This is a genomic window from Pseudomonas sp. 313 (genome assembly GCF_000316965.1).
GTDB classification, from domain to species: Bacteria; Pseudomonadota; Gammaproteobacteria; order Pseudomonadales; family Pseudomonadaceae; genus Chryseomonas; species Chryseomonas benzopyrenica.
In genome coordinates, this window is record NZ_ANBZ01000028.1 from 1 (window position 1) to 19,910 (window position 19,910).

Sequence of the window (19,910 nt, forward strand, 5' to 3'; positions counted from 1 at the left end):
TATTGCGGGAATAGCTCAGTTGGTAGAGCACGACCTTGCCAAGGTCGGGGTCGCGAGTTCGAGTCTCGTTTCCCGCTCCAAACATAATCCAGCCGTTTCATTACAGTTGGATGCGAGGTGAAAGACCTTGCGGAAAGAGGTTTCGTCCCCTTCGTCTAGTGGCCTAGGACACCGCCCTTTCACGGCGGTAACAGGGGTTCGAGTCCCCTAGGGGACGCCACATTGCGGGAATAGCTCAGTTGGTAGAGCACGACCTTGCCAAGGTCGGGGTCGCGAGTTCGAGTCTCGTTTCCCGCTCCAAATAAACAAAGACACCGCCTAAGGGCGGTGTTTTTGTGTGCGCGGCTTTTATGTCGGTCAGAGGCCCGGCACCAAGCCGGGCGCGAGCGTCCTATTGAGGCGTATAGATCTGGTCGAAGACGCCGCCATCGGCGAAGTGGGTCTTCTGGATGCCACTCCAGGGACCGAATTCCTTTTGCGCATCGATCAGTTCGAGCTTGGGAAAGCGGTCGGCGTACTGCGCCAGGACCTGGGCGTTGCGCGGGCGCAGGAAGTTGTCCGCGGCGATCTTCTGGCCTTCTTCGGACCAGAGATACCTGAGGTAGTCCTCGGCCTCGGCGCGAGTACCTTTCTTGTCGACGACACTGTCGACCACGCTCACCGGCGGCTCGGCCTGCACCGAGATGCTCGGGTAGACCACCTCGAAGCCGCCCCGGCCGAATTCCCGGGCGATCATCTCGGCTTCGTTCTCGAAGGTCACCAGGACATCGCCCTGCTGATTCTTCATGAAGGTGGTGGTGGCGGCGCGACCGCCGGTATCCAGGATGGGCACGTGCTTGAACAGCTCGGCGACGAAGCCGCGGGCCTTCTGCTCGTCACCACCCGGTTGGCGCAGGGCGTAGGTCCAGGCGGAGAGGTAGGTGTAGCGACCGTTCCCGGAGGTCTTGGGATTGGGCACTATCACCTGGACGCCGTCCTTGAGCAGATCGGACCAGTCATGGATGCCCTTGGGATTGCCCTGGCGCACGATGAGCACTGTGGCCGAGGTGAAGGGCGCGCTGCGATCGGGCAGGCGGGTTTCCCAGTCCTTGGGCACCAGGCCGCGATCGGCCAGGGCCTGGATGTCGGTGGCCTGGTTCATGGTGATGACATCGGCCTGCAGGCCGTCGATGACCGCGCGCGCCTGCTTGCTGGAGCCGCCATGGGACATCTGGATCACCGGGGTGTCGCCGTGCTCGGCTTTCCAGTGTGCCTGGAAGGCCGGGTTGTAGTCCTTGTAGAAGTCACGCATGACGTCGTAGGAGACGTTGAGCAGCGGCGGGGCGGCGAGGGCCTGGGCGCTGGCCGCCAGGGCGGCGGCGAGCAGGGTGAAGCGAAGGATCTTCATGGGGGCATCCTGCGAGTGGGGGGTGCAGGACTATAGCCTGTCGTCCCGGCGGCGTGCAGAACGGCTGGAAATAAGCTCATGCTCAGCGACGGCAGTCGTGGCCGCCAATGGTAGACTTTCGCCCTTTCGCCTGCGGTTGGGCACGGCGCGGTGAACAAGGGCTCCTGATATGCGGTTGAGGTCGATCAAGCTGGCGGGATTCAAATCCTTCGTCGATCCGACGACGGTGAATTTCCCGAGCAACATGGCAGCGGTGGTCGGTCCCAATGGTTGCGGCAAGTCGAATATCATCGACGCCGTACGCTGGGTGATGGGCGAGAGCTCGGCCAAGAATCTGCGTGGCGAGTCGATGACGGACGTCATCTTCAATGGCTCCAACAGTCGCAAGCCGGTATCCCAGGCCTCCATCGAGCTGATCTTCGACAACTCCGACCACACCCTGGTGGGCGAATACGCGAGCTACGCGGAGATCTCCATCCGCCGCCGGGTGACCCGCGAAGGCCAGAACACCTATTTCCTCAACGGCACCAAGTGCCGCCGGCGCGACATCACCGATATCTTCCTCGGCACCGGCCTGGGGCCGCGCAGCTATTCGATCATCGAGCAGGGGATGATCTCCAAGTTGATCGAGGCGCGCCCGGAGGATCTGCGGCACTACATCGAGGAGGCCGCGGGCATCTCCAAGTACAAGGAGCGGCGGCGCGAGACCGAGAATCGCATTCGCCGCACCCAGGAGAATCTCGCCCGCCTCACCGACCTGCGCGAGGAGCTGGAGCGGCAGCTGGAGCGGCTGCATCGCCAGGCGCAGTCGGCCGAGCGCTTCCAGGCCTTCAAGCAGGAGGAGCGGCAACTCAAAGCGCAGTTGCAGGCGGTGCGCTGGCGCGAGCTGGATGGCCGCGTCGAGCAGCGCGAAAAGGTGATCCGCGACCAGGAGACGGCCCTCGAAGCCCTGACCGCCGAACAGCGCCAGGCGGACGCCGGCATCGAAAGACTGCGCGATGGCCATCATGAATTGAGCGAAGCCTTCAACCTGGTGCAGGGGCGCTTCTACTCCCTGGGGGGTGACATCGCCCGCCTGGAGCAGACCATCCAGCATGGCCAGCAGCGCCAGCGTCAGTTGCAGGACGATCTGCGCGAAGCCGAACAGGCCCGCAGCGAAGCCGAGTCCCACCTGGAGCACGACCGGGTGCTGCTTGCCACCTTTGAGGAAGAGCTGGCGATGCTCGAGCCCGAGGAAGAGGCGGCACGTGAGTTGGGCGAGGAGGGCGGTGCCGCGCTGGAAGAGGCGGAGCTGGCCCTGGCGGACTGGCAGCAACGCTGGGAAGCGCTCAGTGCCGCGAGTGTCGAGCCGCAACGGGAGGCCGATGTGCAGCAGGCGCGCATCCGCTCGCTGGAGCAGAGCCTGGAGCGCGGCATGGACCGGCAGCGCCGGCTGCGTGATGAACGCACTCTGCTGGGCGAGGACGGGCCTTCCGAGCGTCTGGTCATGCTGGAAGAGCAGATCGCCGAGGACGAGTTGCTGCTGGAGGGTTTGGCCGAACAGGAATTGCAGGTCGCCGAAGGCCTGCAGCGACTACGCGAAGAACTGCTGGGGTTGGCAGGCGAGCAGAGTCAGCGCCAGGGCGAATTGCAGCGCCTCGAAGGCCGCATTGCCTCGCTGGAGGCCCTGCAGCAGGCGGCCCTGGCACCCGATACCGGCGCGGCCCAGTGGCTCGAGGCCGAGGGGCTCACTCAGGCGCCACAGCTGGCGGACGATGTCCAGGTCACCCCCGGTTGGGAGCTGGCGGTGGAGACCGTCCTCGGCAGCGACCTGCAGGCGGTCTGCCTGGATGACCTGGCGCCCCTGCGCCTCGCTACCTTCGCCAGCGGTGCCCTGAATCTGGCGCTGCCCGGCTCACTGCCGGTCGCCGCCGGCAGTCTGTTGGAGCAGGTGCAGGCGCCACGCGACCTGTCGCCCTGGCTAGGGCAGGTGCTGATTGCCCAGAGCTACGACGAAGCCTTGGCACGAAGGGCGGCCCTCGCCCCCGGGCAAAGTCTCATCACCCCGGAGGGCTACTGGCTCTCCCGGCATTTCCTACGTGTGCGGCGGGCCCAGGCCGCCGAGGGCAGTGTCCTGGCGCGCGGCCGCGAACTGGAGGAGCTGCAGGCGCGACGCCTGGAGTTGAGCGAGGCGCTCGCCCTTCAGGAGGAGCGACTGGAGGATCGTCGCGCGGCCCAGCAACGTCTGGAATGCGAGCGTGAAGAGGCGCGGCGGCGCCAGCAGCAGGAGCAGCAGCGGCTGGCCGAATCCCGTGCCCAGCTCTCTGCTCAGCAGGCACGGGCCGAGCAGCTGAGCATCCGTCGGCAGCAACTGGAGGCCGATCTCCAGGACCTCGAGCAACAATTGGCGCGTGAGCAGGAGGAGTTGGGTGAATGCCGGCTGCGCCTGCAGGACGCCCTCGATGCCATGGCGGTGGATACCGAGCAGCGCGCGCTATTGCAGGAGCAGCGTGACCGCCACCGGCAGGCAGTGGAGGCGGCGCGCCAGCGCCAGCGTCAGGCACAGGAGCAACTGCATCAGCTCACGGTGCGGCTGACTACCCTGAGAGCCCAGCGCCAGTCGACGCTCCAGGCGCTGGAGCGGCTGGAATTGCAGACCGCGCGCCTGGGCGAGCGCTGCGAGCAGCTCCATCTCAACCTGGAGGAGGGCGGCGAGCCTCTCGACGAATTGCGGCTGCGCCTGGAGGAGTTGCTGGAGCGGCGCCTGCAGGTCGACGAAGAAATGCGGACGGCGCGCCTAGCGCTGGAGGATGCCGATCGGGAGTTGCGCGATTTCGAGCGGCGGCGGCTGCAGGCGGAACAGCAGGCGACGCTGCTGCGCGGCCAGTTGGAGCAGCATCGCCTGGAATGGCAGGGCTTGGCGACCCGGCGCAGCGGCTTCGCCGAGCAGTTGGCGGCCGATGGCTATGACCTGCCGACGGTGATCGCGACCCTGCCGGCGGAGGCCAGCGAGGCAGCCTGGGAGGAGCAGCTGGAAGCCGTCGCGGCGCGGATCGGCCGGCTTGGACCGATCAACCTGGCGGCCATCGACGAATATCAGCAGCAGGCCGAGCGCAAGACCTATCTGGACGCCCAGAACGCCGATCTGGTGGAAGCGTTGGAGACCCTGGAAAGCGTCATCCGCAAGATCGACCGGGAAACCCGCAATCGCTTCAAGGATACCTTCGACCAGATCAATCACGGCTTGCAGGCCTTGTTCCCAAAAGTTTTCGGTGGCGGCAGTGCCTACCTGGAACTTACTGGGGAAGATTTACTCGATACCGGGGTTGCGATCATGGCGCGCCCGCCGGGCAAGAAGAACAGCACCATCCATTTGTTGTCGGGCGGTGAAAAGGCGCTGACGGCGCTGGCTCTGGTATTTGCCATCTTCCAGTTGAATCCGGCGCCGTTCTGCATGCTCGATGAAGTGGATGCACCCCTGGATGACGCCAACGTCGGCCGTTATGCCCGCTTGGTCAAGAGCATGTCGGAGAAGGTGCAGTTCATTTACATCACGCACAACAAGATCGCCATGGAGATGGCCGATCAGTTGCTGGGTGTGACCATGCATGAACCGGGCTGTTCGCGGCTGGTAGCGGTGGATGTGGAAGAGGCCGTGGCCATGGTCGATGCCTAATGCCCCACAGCCTCGCGGCTTGGCGGTGTAAAGTTGGCAATAGTCGTGCTAGCTTATGGCCGCGCTAGCGGTAAGTGGAAAAAGCTAAGAAGAACACTGACTTGGCGTAGGTTTCGGAGGTTTTGGAAAGACCTCGCAAGCGTCGACTTTCCAAAGTTTCCCGACGGGTGTCGGTCCATTATTTTCACAGGGGTATGTCTTTTTCATGGATATGGGTCTGCGCGAGTGGCTGATCATCATCGGCGTCATCGTCATTGCCGGTATTCTGTTCGATGGTTGGCGTCGCATGAGCGGCAAGGGCAAGCTCAAGTTCAAACTTGACCAGTCGTTGAACAATCAGCCGGAAAACGAGGACGAGGATCCGGAAATCGTCGGTCCTACGCGGGTGGTAGAGCCCAAGGAGCCGTCATTGGACGACCCGGGCGAGCCGACGCCGCCACGCTCCACCCAGCGCAAGCGTCGCGAAGAGCGTCGTGAAGAACCCAGTGCCGACAACTTCGACCTGTCCGCCAGCGATGAAGGCCTCGCGGGCCTGGCGGCCGATTCCGATGAAGTGGTGACCCGCGGTCGTGACAAGCCGCGCAAGGAAAGACCGCTGAGCAGCAAGGCGCCCGAGCGTGAGTCGGTCAGCGAGCCCGTCAGCAGCAACAATAGTCAGGCGGCCATGGCGCCGGTGGACGAGGTGCTGGTGATCAATGTCATCTCTCGTGACGAGAAGGGCTTCTCCGGTCCGGCACTGCTGCAGAACATCCTCGAAAGCGGGCTGAGATTTGGCGACATGGACATCTTCCATCGCCACGAGAGCATGTCGGGCAATGGCGAGGTGCTGTTCTCCATGGCCAACGCCGTGCGTCCGGGCACCTTCGATCTGGATGCCATCGACGACTTCCACACCCCGGCGGTGAGCTTCTTCCTGGGTCTGCCCGGTCCACGCCATCCCAAGCAGGCCTTCGACCTGATGGTTGCCGCGGCGCGCAAGCTGTCGTCCGAACTCAATGGCGAGTTGAAGGACGAGCAGCGCAGCGTCATGACCGCCCAGACCATCGAACACTACCGCCAGCGTATCGTCGATTTCGAACGCAAGAGCCTGATGCTCAAGCGTTGATCCCGCCGGAGCGAACCAAGAGCAGCCTCGGCTGCTCTTTTTGTTTGTAAGTTTTGCCGCGGCGCCGCTGGTGCCGTCAGGGCCACCCCTGGGGTGGCGACAGTGAGAGACCGCCATGACCGACGCCCAAGATGCTGTCACCCGCATCGCCGCCCTGCGCAGCGAGATCGACGCCCACAACTACCGCTACTACGTACTGGACGAACCGAGCGTGCCCGATGCCGAGTACGATCGGCTGTTCGGCGAACTCAAGACGCTGGAGGCCGAGCATCCCGAGCTGGTGACGCCCGACTCGCCCACCCAGAGGGTCAGCGGCGCGGCCCTGGCCGCCTTTGGCACCATCCGCCACGAGGTGCCCATGCTCAGCCTGGGCAACGCCTTCGCCGATGAGAATCTGCAGGACTTCGACCGCAGCGTTGGCAAGCGCCTGCGCGAGGAATTCGGCGAGACCGACTTCGCCGGGCCGGATTCCGGCGTCGAATACACCTGCGAGCCCAAGCTCGATGGCCTGGCGGTCAGCCTGCTGTACGAGGCGGGAATCTTGACCCGCGGCGCCACCCGCGGCGACGGCACCACCGGGGAAGACATCACCGCCAATGTGCGCACCATCCGCAACGTTCCGCTACGCCTGCAAGGCGAGGGCTGGCCGGCGGTGCTGGAGGTGCGCGGCGAGGTGTTCATGTCCCGCGCCGGCTTCGAGGCGCTCAATGCCCGGGCCATGGAAAGCGGCGGCAAGACCTTCGCCAATCCGCGCAACGCTGCCGCTGGCAGCCTGCGCCAGCTGGATTCGCGCATCACCGCCCAACGTCCGCTGGAGTTCTGCTGCTACGGTTTCGGGCGGGTCGAGGGCGGGGCACTGCCGGACACCCAGTACGACATCCTGCAGCGGCTGCGTGAATGGGGAATCCCCATCAGCCGCGAGTTGCGCAAGGTGCAGGGCGCGTCAGGCTGCCGCGCCTACTACGAGGACATCGGCCAGCGGCGCGATGCCCTGGCCTACGAGATCGACGGCGTGGTCTACAAGGTCAACCGGCTCGACTGGCAGGGTGAGCTAGGTTTTCGCGCGCGCGAGCCGCGCTGGGCGCTGGCGCATAAGTTTCCCGCTCGCGAAGAGCTGACCGAACTGCTCAATGTCGAATTCCAGGTGGGGCGCACCGGGGCCATTACCCCGGTTGCCCGGCTCAAGCCGGTACAGGTGGCCGGCGTCACCGTGACCAACGCTACCTTGCACAACATGGACGAGATCGCGCGGCTGGGCGTGATGATTGGCGACAGCGTGATCGTGCGCCGCGCCGGGGACGTCATCCCGCAGATCATGCAGGTGGTACCGGAGCGGCGGCCAGCGGATGCCCGGCCGGTGGAGATCCCCACCCATTGTCCCGTGTGTGGTTCGGCGGTGGAGCGCACCCAACTGATCAAGCGCGGCAAGGGCAAGGAGTCGGTCAGCGAAGGTGCGGTCTATCGCTGCGTTGGCCGGCTGGCCTGCCAGGCCCAGCTCAAACAGGCGATCATTCATTTCGCCTCGCGGCGGGCCATGGACATCGACGGCCTGGGCGATCGCATCGTTGAGCAACTGGTAGACCGCGCGCTGGTGAAGTCGCCGGCCGATCTCTACACCCTGACCTACGAGCAGGTGGTCGAACTGGAAGGCTTCGCCGAGGTGTCCAGTCGCAACCTACTGGCCGCCATCGAAGCCAGCAGTCAGCCGACGTTGGCGCGCTTCATCTTCGCCCTGGGCATCCCAGAGGTGGGCGAGGAGACCGCCAAGCGCCTGGCGCGCGCCCTGGGCAGTCTGCAGCGCATCCGCAAGGCCCTGCCCGAGGTGCTGGTCTATCTGCCGGACATCGGGCCCGAGGTGGCCTTCGAGATCCACAACTTCTTCCAGTCCGCGCACAACCGTGACGTGCTGGAGGCACTGCTGGCCAACGGCATCGAGCTGGCCGACGAGGGGGAGGTGCATGCCGAATTTTCCGGTTACGCCGCCTTCGCCGACTTCCTCGACCAGTTGCACATTCCCTACCTGGGCAAGACCGGCGCCAAGACCCTGGCCGCGGCCTTTCCCAGCCTGGCGGCCCTGATCGAAGGCTCGCAGGACTGGCTGACCTTCAAGACCCTGTCCGGCCTCAACGAGCGGGCCAAGCAGGGGCTGCGCGAGTACTTCGCCGAGGCGGACCACGTCGCCCAGGCGCTGGCCATCGAGGCGCAGCTCAAGGCCTTCGGCATGCATTGGGAAAGCACCCGGCAGGCGGTGCAGGGGTTGCCCTTCGCCGGCCAGACCTGGGTGCTCACCGGAACCCTGGAGGCCATGAGTCGCGACGAGGCCAAGGAGCGCCTGGAAGCCCTGGGCGCCAAGGTGTCGGGGTCGGTGTCGGCCAAGACCGCCGTGGTGGTCGCAGGGCCTGGGGCGGGGTCCAAGCTGACCAAGGCGAACGAGCTGGGGGTCAAGGTGCTGGACGAGGATGCCTTCCTGCAGATCCTCGAGGCGCAAGGCGTCCGCTAGTGCCAGGGATCAGACCCGCAAAGGTCTGATCTTCACTGTTTCTGCCAATAACTGCAGGCGTTGTTGGTTATAACGAAGCGGTAATAAAGACGTGCCCATATTTTTCGCTTCGTTTAAAAACTGCTTTAAGGCAGTGCCAAGGCAATAACTGAAAAAATAAGGCTTCGCTTGGTTTAAGCGAAGCCTTATTTGTCGGCCAGAATAATTTCTAGGTTCAAGCGGAGCGCGTGGCGGGTTCGCTCGCACGTTGTTCTTTTTCGAGAACTTCTTCCACGGCGATAGCCGCCTTGGTCGTCTGGCGATAGCCATGGGGATTGAGCGACTGCCAGCCCCAGGCATCTTCCAGCATGGTGGCAAGGCTGCGTTCGGCGCGCCAGCCGAGCTCCTGCCAGGCCTTTTCCGGATCGGCCCAGCACTGGGCCACGTCGCCTGCGCGTCGCGGGGCGAAGTGACAGGGGATGTCGCGGCCCAATTGCTGTTCCAGGGTCGCCACCACCTCCTTGACCGAATGTCCGCGTCCGGTGCCCAGGTTCCAGGTCGAAACCCCGGGGCGCTCGGCCAGAGCGTTCAACGCCGCCAGATGACCGCGGGCCAGGTCCTGGACATGGATGTAGTCGCGGACGCCGGTGCCATCGGGCGTCGGGTAGTTGTCGCCGTAGACGTCCAGCCAGGGCCGGCGACCATTGGCCACCTGCAGCAGATAGGGCACCAGGTTGTTGGGCGTGCCCTGGGGGTCTTCGCCGATCAGGCCGGAGGGATGGGCGCCGATGGGATTGAAGTAGCGCAGCACGGCGATGGACCAGCGCGGATCGGCCCCGGCCAGCCCGCGCAGCACCTGCTCGGCCATGAGCTTCGACTGGCCATAGGGGTTGGTCGGCTCGGCGGTCGGGCAGCTTTCGCTGATGGGGGGAATGCAGTGACCGTAGACGGTGGCGGAAGAGCTGAAGACCAGCTGGTGCACCCCGGCGGCGGCCATGGCCTGGCAGAGCACCAGGGTGCCGCCGACGTTGTTGTCGAAATAGCGCAGGGGGTGCTGCACGCTCTCGCCGACCGCCTTGAGTCCGGCGAAATGCAGGACCCCGGTGATCGGCAGCTCCTGAAACAGCCGATCCAGGAGGGCGCGATCCCGGACGTCCCCGCGCACGAAGACAGGCGCCCGCCCGGCGAGCGTGGTAAGGCGCTGCACGGCTTCCACCCGGCTGTTGACCAGGTTGTCCAGAATCACCACCTCGTGGCCCGCACGGAGCAGCTCCAGCGTCGTATGAGAACCTATGTAGCCTGCGCCGCCCGTGATCATCAACATGCAACCGTCCTCACCAAACCTGTAGCCATTAATTCGAAATAACTGTTTCGTACAGACTCGAGTGCAACTAACGCTTCGCTTTAATTATTCTCGAGCGAAGCGTTAGTTGTGCCAATTCGTCGAGCAGACGTTGTTCTGAAGGTGAATGAAGATATTGGTTCTAGCGAAGCGGAAGTTCATCGACAAAGTTATGAACCCTTGCCGATTAGATAAGTCGATAACGTTGCTCGATATCGCGCAGTCAGACTGCCGATACCTTCGGGACGGTCTCTGGACGTTTTGCAAGTTGCCAAGGCGCCGGCCGAGGCGCGGCTGTTTTGCCGCCTTCGGCCAGGCGTCCGATCTCACAGGAGCACACCATGAGTTGGGCCGGCCCCCATACCGAAACGATCGGCAAGACCAAACAGCCCGCACGCGTTGCGGAGCGCCCCCTGGATCCCGCCAGGCCCCTGCTGCTATGCCTGGCCCATCTGCGCTGGAGCTTCGTCTACCAGCGTCCGCAGCACGAGATGGTGCGCTTCGCCGAGCACTACAACGTGCTCTATTGCGAAGAGCCCCTGGATACCACGGATGGCCGGTCGCACCTCGAGGTGCGGGTGGAGGAGAACGGCGTGCGGGTACTGGTGCCTCATCTGCCTCGCGGCCTCTCCGCGGAAGCCCGAGCCTGCGCCCAGCAGGAACTGCTGCAAACCTATCTGCAGGAGTTGCGGCAACCGGTGGCGGTGGCCTGGTATTTCACGCCCATGGCGCTGGACTATGCCGGCGAGATCCCGGCGCAGACCCTGGTCTACGACTGCATGGACGAACTCTCGGCCTTTCGCGGCGCGCCCCCGGCCCTGCTGCAGCGGGAGCGGGAATTGCTGCAGCGCGCCGACCTGGTGTTTACCGGGGGCTACAGCCTCTACGAAGCCAAGCGTGACCGCCATCCGCGGGTCTTTCCCTTTCCCAGCAGCGTGGACGTGGCGCACTTCGGTCAGGCTCGCGCGGCCCTGCCGGAGCCTGCAGACCAGGCCGGTCTGGCGCGGCCGCGGCTGGGCTTCTATGGCGTGATCGACGAGCGCCTGGATCTCGACCTGCTGGCCGCGGTGGCGCGGCTGCGTCCCCAGTGGCAGTGGGTGATCCTGGGCCCGGTGGTCAAGATCGATCCAGCCAGCCTGCCGCAGCTGCCCAATCTGCATTATCTGGGCGGCAAGACCTATGACGAGTTGCCGGCCTATCTGGCGGGCTGGGACGTGGCCCTGATGCCCTTTGCCCTCAACGAGGCGACGCGCTTCATAAGCCCCACCAAGACGCCCGAATACCTGGCCGGCGGCTGTCCGGTGGTGTCGACGCCCATCACCGATGTGGTGCGCACCTACGGCGACAGCGGCGTGGTCTGGATCGCCGAAGGCGCCGAGGCCTTTGTCACTGCCTGCGAGGCGGCCCTGGCCAGTCAAGATCAGCGCGAAGCCTTTCTGGCGCGCGCCGATGCCCTGCTGACCGGGATGTCCTGGGACAGCACCTGTGACCTGATGCGGGAGAAGATCCAATGGCGGTAACGGCGCTCGAGCGTTTCGACTATCTGATCGTGGGGGCCGGTTTCGCCGGCAGCGTGCTGGCGGAACGGCTGGCCGCGGGGCTGGGCAAGCGCGTGCTGGTGGTGGATCGGCGCCCGCACATCGGCGGCAATGCCTTTGATCACTATGACGATGCCGGGGTGCTGGTGCACCGCTATGGTCCGCACATCTTCCACACCAATTCCCAGCGCATCGTCGACTACCTGTCGCGCTTCACCGAGTGGCGGCCCTATGAGCACCGGGTCCTGGCCGACGTCGCGGGTCAACAGGTGCCCATCCCGATCAACCTGACCACCCTCAATCGCCTCTACGGTCTGGAATTGGACGAGCAGGGCGCCGAAGCCTTTCTCGCCGCCCGCGCCGAGCCGGTCGAGGACATCCGCACCTCCGAGGACGTGGTGATCAACCAGGTCGGGCGCGAACTCTACGAAACCTTCTTTCGCGGCTATACCCGCAAGCAGTGGGGCCTGGATCCGTCGCAACTGGACCGCTCGGTGACGGCGCGGGTACCGACCCGAACCACCACCGACGATCGCTACTTCGGCGACACCTTCCAGCAGATGCCCCTGCACGGCTTCACCCGCATGTTCGAACGGATGCTGGATCATCCCAACATCAAGGTGATGGTGAACACCGACTACCATGAGATCCGTGAACTGATCCCTCATGAGCATCTGGTCTACAGCGGACCGATCGACGAATTCTTCGATTATCGCTTCGGTCGCCTGCCGTATCGTTCCCTGACCTTCAAGCACGAGACGCGCGATACGCCGCGCTTCCAGCCGGTGGCGGTGGTCAACTATCCCAGCGAAGCGGTGCCCTACACCCGCGTCACCGAGTACAAGCACCTCACCGGCCAGACGCACGAGCGCACCAGCCTGACCTACGAATATCCCAGTGCGGAAGGCGAGCCCTATTATCCGATTCCACGCCCGGAAAACGCCGAGCTCTTCCGGCGCTACCAACACCTGGCCGAGGCGACACCCAATGTCGTCTTCATCGGCCGCCTGGGGACCTATCGCTACTACAACATGGACCAGGTCGTGGGTCAGGCGCTGGCCGCCTACAAGCGCATCGAGGAAGCGGAACTGGGGCCGGCGGCGGGGGAGAGCGCCGAACATCACGAAAGCCTGGCACGGCAGGCACCATGAAAGACGTGATGGCCGAGCGCTCGCCCTTCCAGAGTTTCTTCATGGCCGGCTTCGAATGCTCCAGCCATAGACGCGCCGATGGCCGACGCCTGGATCTGCTCGCCAGCACTGGGCATGATCGCTGGGCCGCGGAAGACTATCGCGCGGTGGCCGCCCAGGGCCTGCGCACCGTGCGCGACGGCGTTCGCTGGCACCGCGTAGAGGCCCAAGCCGAGCGCTATGACTGGTCGAGTGTCCTGCCGCAGGTGCGTGCCGCGCGGGCGGCTAACGTCCAGGTCATCTGGGACCTCTGTCACTATGGCTGGCCCGATCACCTGGATATCTGGCGACCGGCCTTCGTCGATGCCTTCGCCCGCTATGCCGCCGCCTTCGCCCGGCTGCTGCGCGAGGAGGGCGAGACCCATCCCTGCCTGGCGCCGATCAACGAGATCTCCTACTGGGCCTGGGCCGGCGGCGACCAGGGTCTGTTCAATCCCACCGCCCAAGGCCGCGGTCAGGAGCTCAAGCATCAACTGGTGCGCGCCAGCATCGCCGCCATCGAGGCGATTCGTGACGAGTTGCCCGAGGCGCGGTTCCTTGCCATCGATCCGCTCATCCATGTCGCCGCGCGCCGCCCCGAGCAGCGCCAGGCCGCGGAGGCCTATCGCCAGGCCCAGTTCGAGGCCTGGGACCTGCTCTGCGGGCGTCAGTGGCCCGGCCTGGGCGGTCGCCCCGATTACCTGGACATCCTGGGTCTGAACTACTACTCCGACAACCAGTGGTATCTGGACGGCGGTACCCTGGCGGCGGACGATCCGGCCTATCGACCCCTGCAGGGGATGCTGGCCGAAGTCCACCAGCGCTATGGCCGGCCATTGCTGATCGCCGAGACGGGGGCCGAAGGTCCGGCGCGGGCCGCCTGGCTGGAACACGTCGCCGATCAGGTCGGGCGGGCGCTGCGCCAGGGCGTGCCGGTGCAGGGCATCTGCCTGTATCCGGTGCTCGACTATCCCGGCTGGGACGATGATCGCCTCTGTCCCACCGGGCTGTTCGGCATGGCCGACGGGGCAGGGCGCCGGGCGCTGCACGAGCCCCTGGCCGAGGTCCTGCAGCGCCAACGCCAGATACTGGCAGGCGGAGAGGGGCGATGAGCGCAGCCAGGCGCCGCGAGCAGCGGCGCGCCGAATGGCCCCTGCCGGAGCGGGTCGGCGGCTTTCTCTGGCGCTATGTCCGCCTGCGACCCTGGCACTTCGGCGGCCTGCTGTTGCTGGTGGTCGGCGCGGCGACCTGTGCGGTGGCGGTGCAATACGGCATGAAGCTGCTGGTCGATGCCATGGCCGATCCGGCGCGCCGGGTGGCGGTGTGGGGGCCGTTCTGGCTGTTCATCTCGCTGATCGTGCTGGAGAACCTGTTCTGGCGCAGCGGTGGCTGGCTGGGCTGTCGCACGGTGGTGGCCAGTTGCGCCGATCTGCGCGTCGATCTGTTCCGTTATCTCACCGGCCACCCGATGCACTATTTCTCCCAGCATTTCGCCGGGGCCCTGGGCAATCGGATCTCGGCCACCGGAGCGGCCGCGGGAGCCATCTACGGCGGGCTGGCCTGGAAGATCATGCCGCCCTGCGTCGACTTCATCGGCGCGGTGGTGGTGCTCTGCACCGTGGACCTGCGCATGGCCGGGGCGCTGGTGGCCTTCGTGCTGATCGTGGCCCTGGCGATCACCGCCTTCGGCATTCGCGGACGGGCGCGGCACCAGCGCTTCGCCGCCCAGTCGGCCCACGTCGGCGGCGAGCTGGTGGACCTGGTACAGAACGTCTGGACCATCAAGGCCTTTTCCGCCCGGGAGCGCGAGGTGCAGCGACTGGCGCAGGCCATCGGCGTCGAGGCGCGTGCCCAGCGCAGCAGCTGGATGCATCTGGAGCAGGCCCGGGTACTCCACGACACCTGCCTGTCGCTGATGGCCGGCGGCATGCTGGCCTGGGCCATCGCGTTGTGGAGCCGCGGCAGCATCACCGCCGGCGACGTGGTCATGGTCAGCGCCCTGACCTTTCGCATCCTGCACGGCTCCCGTGACCTGGCCCTGGCGCTGGTGGACACCACCCAGCAGCTGGGCGCCATCGGCGAGACCCTGCGCATCCTTATCCAGCCCCACGGCCAGAGCGACGTCGAGCGGCCCCTGACCCAGGCGCGCGGCGCCCTGAGCTTCACCGGTGTGCACTATCGCTATCCCGATGGGCGTGAGGTGTTCCAGGGCTTCGAGCTGGAGGTGCCGGCCGGCCAGAAGATCGGACTGGTGGGGCCGTCGGGCGCCGGCAAATCGACCCTGATCGGGCTGTTGCAGCGCCTCGACGATGTCCAGCAGGGGCGGATCTGCATCGATGGCGAGGACATCCGCACGGTCAGCCAGGACAGCCTGCGCCAGCGCATCGCCGTGGTGCCCCAGGAGACCGCGCTGTTCAATCGCAGCATCCGCGAGAACATCCGCTATGGCCGGCCGGAGGCCAGCGACGCCGAGGTGGAGGCGGCGGCCCGCCACGCCTATTGCGACGATTTCATCCGCGAGTTGCCCCTGGGCTACGACACCCCGGTGGGGGAGCGCGGCGTGCTGCTTTCCGGTGGCCAGCGCCAGCGCCTGGGCATCGCCCGGGCCTTTCTCAAGGATGCGCCCATCCTCATCCTCGACGAAGCCACCTCGGCGCTGGACAGCCATTCCGAGACGGTCATCCAGCGGGCCTTGCTGGAGTTGATGGAAGGCCGCACCGTGGTGGCGGTTGCACATCGGCTCTCCACCCTGACCGGCTTCGACCGCATTCTGGTGCTGGAGCAGGGCGTCATCGTCGAGGACGGTCCGCCGCAGCGGCTGCGCGAGGGGGAGGGCAGCTTCGCCGCGCTCTGGGACTTGCAGGCGGCACCTTAGCGAACCTAAGTCCTTGTATGGCTTGCAACTTCGCCCCAACCGCGTAGAATGATGCACCTCACCTCAGGGTGAGGCGTTATGGTGGCTCTGTCGGTCCCCCCGCAACGATCAACCGTGAACCCGGTCAGGCCCGGAAGGGAGCAGCCGCAGCGGTGATGTCGTGTGCCGGGGTGTGGCTGGCGGGGCCACCTCCATTTCTGCTAAGTAATTGTTTTACTTAGACATTCTCCGCTCCAAATTCCTTTGTGTGACAGCCGTTTAGCACCTTCATGTGTGACATAGAAGGGCGCTTGGCGCTGATCCTATCTGCTTTACCTCCCTCAAGCAAAAGTCATCCTATACAGCCGTTCGTCCCCGCTGGATGGTCATGCTACGACTCAAGCTCCTGCTAACCTAGCGATGTGATTTGTGTCACATGATTAGGCTTAAGCCAAGGAAGCAGCATGAAGCCATATTTATCGTTATCATCCCTGACTTTTTTCTCTATTTTTTCCTCTTCCGTTGCTGCGTATACCTGCTCAACGGACAATAGTGAATACCAAAACTTATCTGGTGATGATAAGACAGCATTCGATGCAAATATTAGGATGCTGATGACTAATGAGTTTACACGTTTCGCTCTGGGAAGAGATACAGCTGTTGATGATAAGGATCTAAGGAAGCTAATTCCTGATGTAAATCCTGAATTATTGGAGCTGCGTAAACTTGCATCTGATAGAATAAAAAGTGATGAAATTAAGAACGATGCTCATAATTCTAGTAAATACTTAGCCCCGTTTCTTAGTAGAAAGTTTTCTACAGAGTTGGGGAGAGCGTTCATATGTTCAATTGAAAGCTTGAGAAAATCTGAGTCTAATTTATATAATAGATATCTGTCTGCGTATATCTATCAATTAAACAAAATAGATAGGGTGTCGTTGGGGCGCATTGGCTATTTTGAGGTTTCGACAAGATCTTGCTCAGTAATGAAGTCTGTTAAGACTAATAATAGATTCTCCGATTTGCCTGCTCAGGCAGAAACAAGTTATATTGTTTTAGATGCTTCGTTTAAAAACTTGGACTCTGAGAGCAGGATGCCAGTCGAAGGCGATATTATTATCGTTTCAAACGGCAAGGAATACAGATTTGAAACATCAGAGACAGTTATGGCTGAAGGTTATGGTTTACGGTTTAGGAAAATGAATCCGCTCATTACAGAGAGGACTAAACTAGTTTATAAAGTGCCGGACGAACTTTCTGGAGAAGTCTATTGGGAGCCAGGAAGGAATAAAGACTCTACTAGGCTTTGGTGCACGTATTTGTAGAGGGGGCAAAGCCCCTCTTATCAATTAGTATTTTGTTGTGATTGACCTTGAGTGCGGAAGCCCTGCTGACCGTTGAAGATCACTACCGGCTTCTGTTCGAGATTCTTTACTCGCTCGTTCAGATTACGCAACGCCCGTTCATTATTAATCTGATTTTCGTCTTGCATCTGACGCAGAGCGTTGAACTTGGTTTCGATCTGAGACTGTAGCGAGTAGATGGCACGATCCGTCTTGGTCTGTAGCTCTTCGAACTGACCAAGGATCTCAGAGCGTATACCCTGATTCTGATGAAGCTGAGCAATTACTAAGCAGCAAAGGATGATCTGTGGGATTGCCATATACTTGTTGAACTTGTCCATGTTCATAGCAGGACCTCTACAAGACGAGTCATTACCAGAGACGACCCAATACGATTACCTTTCTCACTTTTCAAAAGCTTTGTAAGGAAAGGGCCGATACTTTGCCCTGGATACTTCTCGTTGAAGATATCAACAAGCTTGGCGGGTAGTTCAATGCTGGTGCGTTTGCCATGAACGACGTAATTTACGAATATACGCATGTGATACCTCGGATATGATGATTTTGATGTTTTGAATACAGTGTTTATGCGGCCTGTAGAGCACGAAAAGTAGCGGCCCTATACCTATGCCGGGGGCCGCAGGTTTTAGCCCTCACGGAAGGCTCTACAGCGCCATACGATACTTCTGGATATAAGCCTTACCTGCCACGACACCAGTATTGAATCGTTCGTGTAGGTCATGCTCATCAGCTTTAGGATGAAGATCAATCCAAGAGGCGATAGCTGCTTCTCGTGCATTTGCTGGTGGTGGAGATGGCTCCCAATCTTCTTTAGAAAAGGTTGGGAATGTTTTCCTACCGGCTGGATTAAACTCATCTGCCAGGTATTTTGATTTGGCTGCAAGATCACAAACGTCAGGATAAGAATCTGGATTCTTCTTCACCCATTTGAAATACAGATCAAGGGTTTTATCGCTTGCAAGGATAAACTTATATTGTTCGTGTTTTTGCAGGGGTAAAACTTGAAGAAATGAAGCCTTGGATAAGATTACTATTTTTGTTTAAAATAAAATACTGCATGATTTACTCGTAAAAAAGGCCCTGTTAAGGGCCTAGATTATTGTTGTTAGATAACTATCGACCAGTGGCGGGGTAGTTGATCATTCCGTTGGCGTAATCATTTTGCTGGATACGCCGTGAGATGTCGTAGATTTGAGATTCCAATTCCTGGCTCATATCCTGCACTGACAGGTTAGAACCTTCGATTACAATAGCTCCCGGTGAGATGATGATGCTATTGTCATTGCTGATGGTGTTCCCACTGTTATAGTTTTGGTTCAGCACCTGATTCATTGCTTCAGAAGCTGGCGTGTTAACAATCGGATTTTCACCAAACTGAACAGGGCTAACATAAGGTGATCTGCCGGGAATTTGGAGCCCATCATAGGCATTGCCGTAGCTGAAATTTAGGCGCTGATATTGTGGTAGGAAATCAGGTGTCCAGCGATTACCGGCATCACCCCAACTTGGTCCCATCACTCGATCATACAAACCACCAACTGTATCTTTAGCAAACTTCAGAACAGGATGCGTATCGTATAGCCATTCAATTGCTTTGATACCAGGATGATTATTAGCAACGTATCCGGCTGCCTCAGGAGCAATCTCTTTAGCAGTGTCAACAGCTAGCTTTGCTTTCTGATCGTCTGGGGTCTTCATAAACTTATCAATCCAGCCTACGAGACCTATAAGACCGTTAGTAAATTCCGTCATTTTCTCTACGAATGGAATTTTTACCAGCTCGATAAACTTTTCTTGCAGTGGAATGCTGGCTTTATACAATGCTTCCTCCGCAGCGATACGACGCCGGACGGCTTCTGTTAACGGGCCTTCTACACGTCGGATATTTTCCATCCACTGGATGTTGTCAAGGCGAGCAGCGGCACCTTCGATGCTGTTAGCAAGCTCTTCCACACGAGGAGCGGCATTGCGGGCGGAGAGGTCATAACCCTTGAGTACGTCCTGCACCAGCACCAAGCGCTTGCCCAGATCAGACATAAACTTGGCGGTGCCCTCGGAATCCGTTCCTTTGAAGCCAACACGTTGCAGGTACGCCTGCTGGATGTACTTCTTGATCGCGGGGTTAGAATCTGCAAGTTGTTGATTTAGTTCCTCCGATCTCAGATAGGCCAACCCTAAAATTTGTTGACTTGCATAGGCTTGCCTCTCAATAGATTGCTGATCACCTCCATTACCGCGTGTCGAAACGGCCATATCGGTGTAAAAATCGATTGCTGCCCTCGCAGACATCCCGGATTCCATCGCCTGCTTCTGGAATTTCGTATAGCCCTGGATCTGATCCTCTGAGCGGGTGCCGGTGTAGTTGGCAATGTTGTTCAAAGCCTCAGCGTTATGCCACCGACGTTGAGCAGATCCTCCTACGCTGGCGCCTAGTTGGAGACGTTGCATTTCATACTTGCCAACGTTCTGTTGGATCTGGTCCATCTGATTCTGTAGGCCCTGGATAGCCTCGTATCCGCTATAGGCCGCGAGTCCCGCAATGCCGGCTCTACCTGCCCCTACAAGGCCCCCTACGCCACCGTTGAGGCCAGTGCCTACACCTGCATTACCATGCGCTTGATTCGCTACTGCACGCGCTCCCTGAGACACTGTAGAGCGCTCCACAATCGCCTTCACACGTAGTGAACCCGCACCATATTCAGCACGCCGGATTGCGCTCTGGAGAGAGCTTGTTAGGCGAGAGCCGTCAACAGTAAATTTATCCACGTTGAAGGTTGTAAGCTTTGATACTTTATTTAGCGCTTGTTGAATCGACTTTTGAAACTGAAGGCTGTTGAATTGCAGCTTGGGATTAATAGCGATCCCTTTGGTAAACTCACTTTTCAGTTTTAACATTGATTGGTAAATACGATCCAGGGCAGCATCTGCTTGTTTGAATTGCCCCTTGTGGACACGTATACCCAATGAAGAATAAAAAGAACTAATCTCGGTTGCACTCATTTTTTATTATCCTGTAG

General features: G+C 61.2%; 13 protein-coding genes, 3 tRNA genes and 1 other RNA gene. 12 read left to right on the forward strand and 5 right to left on the reverse strand.

From position 1 onward, the window contains the following. Window positions 1-4 precede the first annotated feature (4 nt). The 3 genes from C722_RS0105830 (at window position 5) to C722_RS0105840 (ending at window position 300) form a co-directional block, all read left to right on the forward strand. Window positions 5-80: transfer RNA gene (locus C722_RS0105830), tRNA-Gly, on the forward strand. Window positions 81-144: 64 nt separating this feature from the next. Next, window positions 145-220: transfer RNA gene (locus C722_RS0105835), tRNA-Glu, on the forward strand. Between the two features lie 4 nt (window positions 221-224). Beyond that, window positions 225-300 (forward strand) — tRNA-Gly (locus tag C722_RS0105840). A 91-nt stretch (window positions 301-391) separates the two neighbouring features. Here the strand turns inward: C722_RS0105840 and C722_RS0105845 are convergent. Beyond that, on the reverse strand, window positions 392-1,387 hold the full coding sequence (locus C722_RS0105845) for a sulfate ABC transporter substrate-binding protein (protein ID WP_017639604.1): 996 nt from the start codon (window positions 1,385-1,387) through the stop codon (window positions 392-394). Between the two features lie 169 nt (window positions 1,388-1,556). Here C722_RS0105845 and smc point away from each other — a divergent pair, with 169 nt between their 5' ends. From smc to ligA, 3 genes are all read left to right on the forward strand, one after another. After that, entirely contained in the window at window positions 1,557-5,042 is a 3,486-nt protein-coding gene (smc, locus tag C722_RS0105850; protein WP_017639605.1) for a chromosome segregation protein SMC, read from the forward strand. Between the two features lie 205 nt (window positions 5,043-5,247). After that, the gene (gene zipA / locus C722_RS0105855; protein ID WP_026083678.1) at window positions 5,248-6,147 is read left to right on the forward strand and encodes a cell division protein ZipA; all 900 of its coding nucleotides are present in this window, start codon (window positions 5,248-5,250) and stop codon (window positions 6,145-6,147) included. 115 nt (window positions 6,148-6,262) lie between these two features. Further along, window positions 6,263-8,647, forward strand: coding sequence for an NAD-dependent DNA ligase LigA (gene ligA, locus C722_RS0105860; RefSeq protein WP_017639607.1), 2,385 nt, complete (start codon window positions 6,263-6,265; stop codon window positions 8,645-8,647). A gap of 214 nt (window positions 8,648-8,861) precedes the next feature. On the opposite strand, the gene galE is transcribed toward ligA, so the two are convergent. Continuing rightward, a complete protein-coding gene (galE, locus tag C722_RS0105865) occupies window positions 8,862-9,950 on the reverse strand; it encodes a UDP-glucose 4-epimerase GalE (RefSeq protein WP_017639608.1) in 1,089 nt (362 codons plus the stop codon). A 359-nt stretch (window positions 9,951-10,309) separates the two neighbouring features. Between galE and C722_RS0105870 the strand changes: the two genes are divergently transcribed. The 6 genes from C722_RS0105870 (at window position 10,310) to C722_RS26125 (ending at window position 16,854) form a co-directional block, all read left to right on the forward strand. Beyond that, on the forward strand, window positions 10,310-11,488 hold the full coding sequence (locus C722_RS0105870; RefSeq protein WP_017639609.1) for a glycosyltransferase family 1 protein: 1,179 nt from the start codon (window positions 10,310-10,312) through the stop codon (window positions 11,486-11,488). Then, the gene (gene glf / locus C722_RS0105875; RefSeq protein WP_017639610.1) at window positions 11,479-12,657 is read left to right on the forward strand and encodes a UDP-galactopyranose mutase; all 1,179 of its coding nucleotides are present in this window, start codon (window positions 11,479-11,481) and stop codon (window positions 12,655-12,657) included. Before C722_RS0105870 ends, glf begins: the two co-directional genes overlap by 10 nt. Window positions 12,658-12,665: 8 nt before the next feature. Continuing rightward, window positions 12,666-13,787, forward strand: a complete 1,122-nt coding sequence (locus C722_RS0105880) for a beta-glucosidase (protein WP_017639611.1) — start codon at window positions 12,666-12,668, stop codon at window positions 13,785-13,787. Continuing rightward, window positions 13,784-15,550 (forward strand): ABC transporter ATP-binding protein, encoded by a 1,767-nt coding sequence (locus C722_RS0105885; protein WP_017639612.1) that lies wholly within the window; start codon window positions 13,784-13,786, stop codon window positions 15,548-15,550. Before C722_RS0105880 ends, C722_RS0105885 begins: the two co-directional genes overlap by 4 nt. 88 nt (window positions 15,551-15,638) lie before the next feature. Further along, window positions 15,639-15,735, forward strand: an RNA gene (gene ffs, locus C722_RS25675) — signal recognition particle sRNA small type. 258 nt (window positions 15,736-15,993) lie between these two features. Continuing rightward, entirely contained in the window at window positions 15,994-16,854 is an 861-nt protein-coding gene (locus C722_RS26125; RefSeq protein ID WP_157225804.1) for a hypothetical protein, read from the forward strand. Between the two features lie 20 nt (window positions 16,855-16,874). On the opposite strand, the gene C722_RS0105890 is transcribed toward C722_RS26125, so the two are convergent. From C722_RS0105890 to C722_RS0105900, 3 genes are all read right to left on the reverse strand, one after another. Next, on the reverse strand, window positions 16,875-17,213 hold the full coding sequence (locus C722_RS0105890; RefSeq protein ID WP_157225805.1) for a hypothetical protein: 339 nt from the start codon (window positions 17,211-17,213) through the stop codon (window positions 16,875-16,877). A 324-nt stretch (window positions 17,214-17,537) separates the two neighbouring features. Next, complete coding sequence (locus C722_RS26130) at window positions 17,538-17,816, reverse strand: hypothetical protein (protein WP_157225806.1); 279 nt, start codon at window positions 17,814-17,816, stop codon at window positions 17,538-17,540. A gap of 190 nt (window positions 17,817-18,006) precedes the next feature. Continuing rightward, entirely contained in the window at window positions 18,007-19,893 is a 1,887-nt protein-coding gene (locus C722_RS0105900; RefSeq protein WP_157225807.1) for a hypothetical protein, read from the reverse strand. Between the last annotated feature and the right edge of the window lie 17 nt (window positions 19,894-19,910).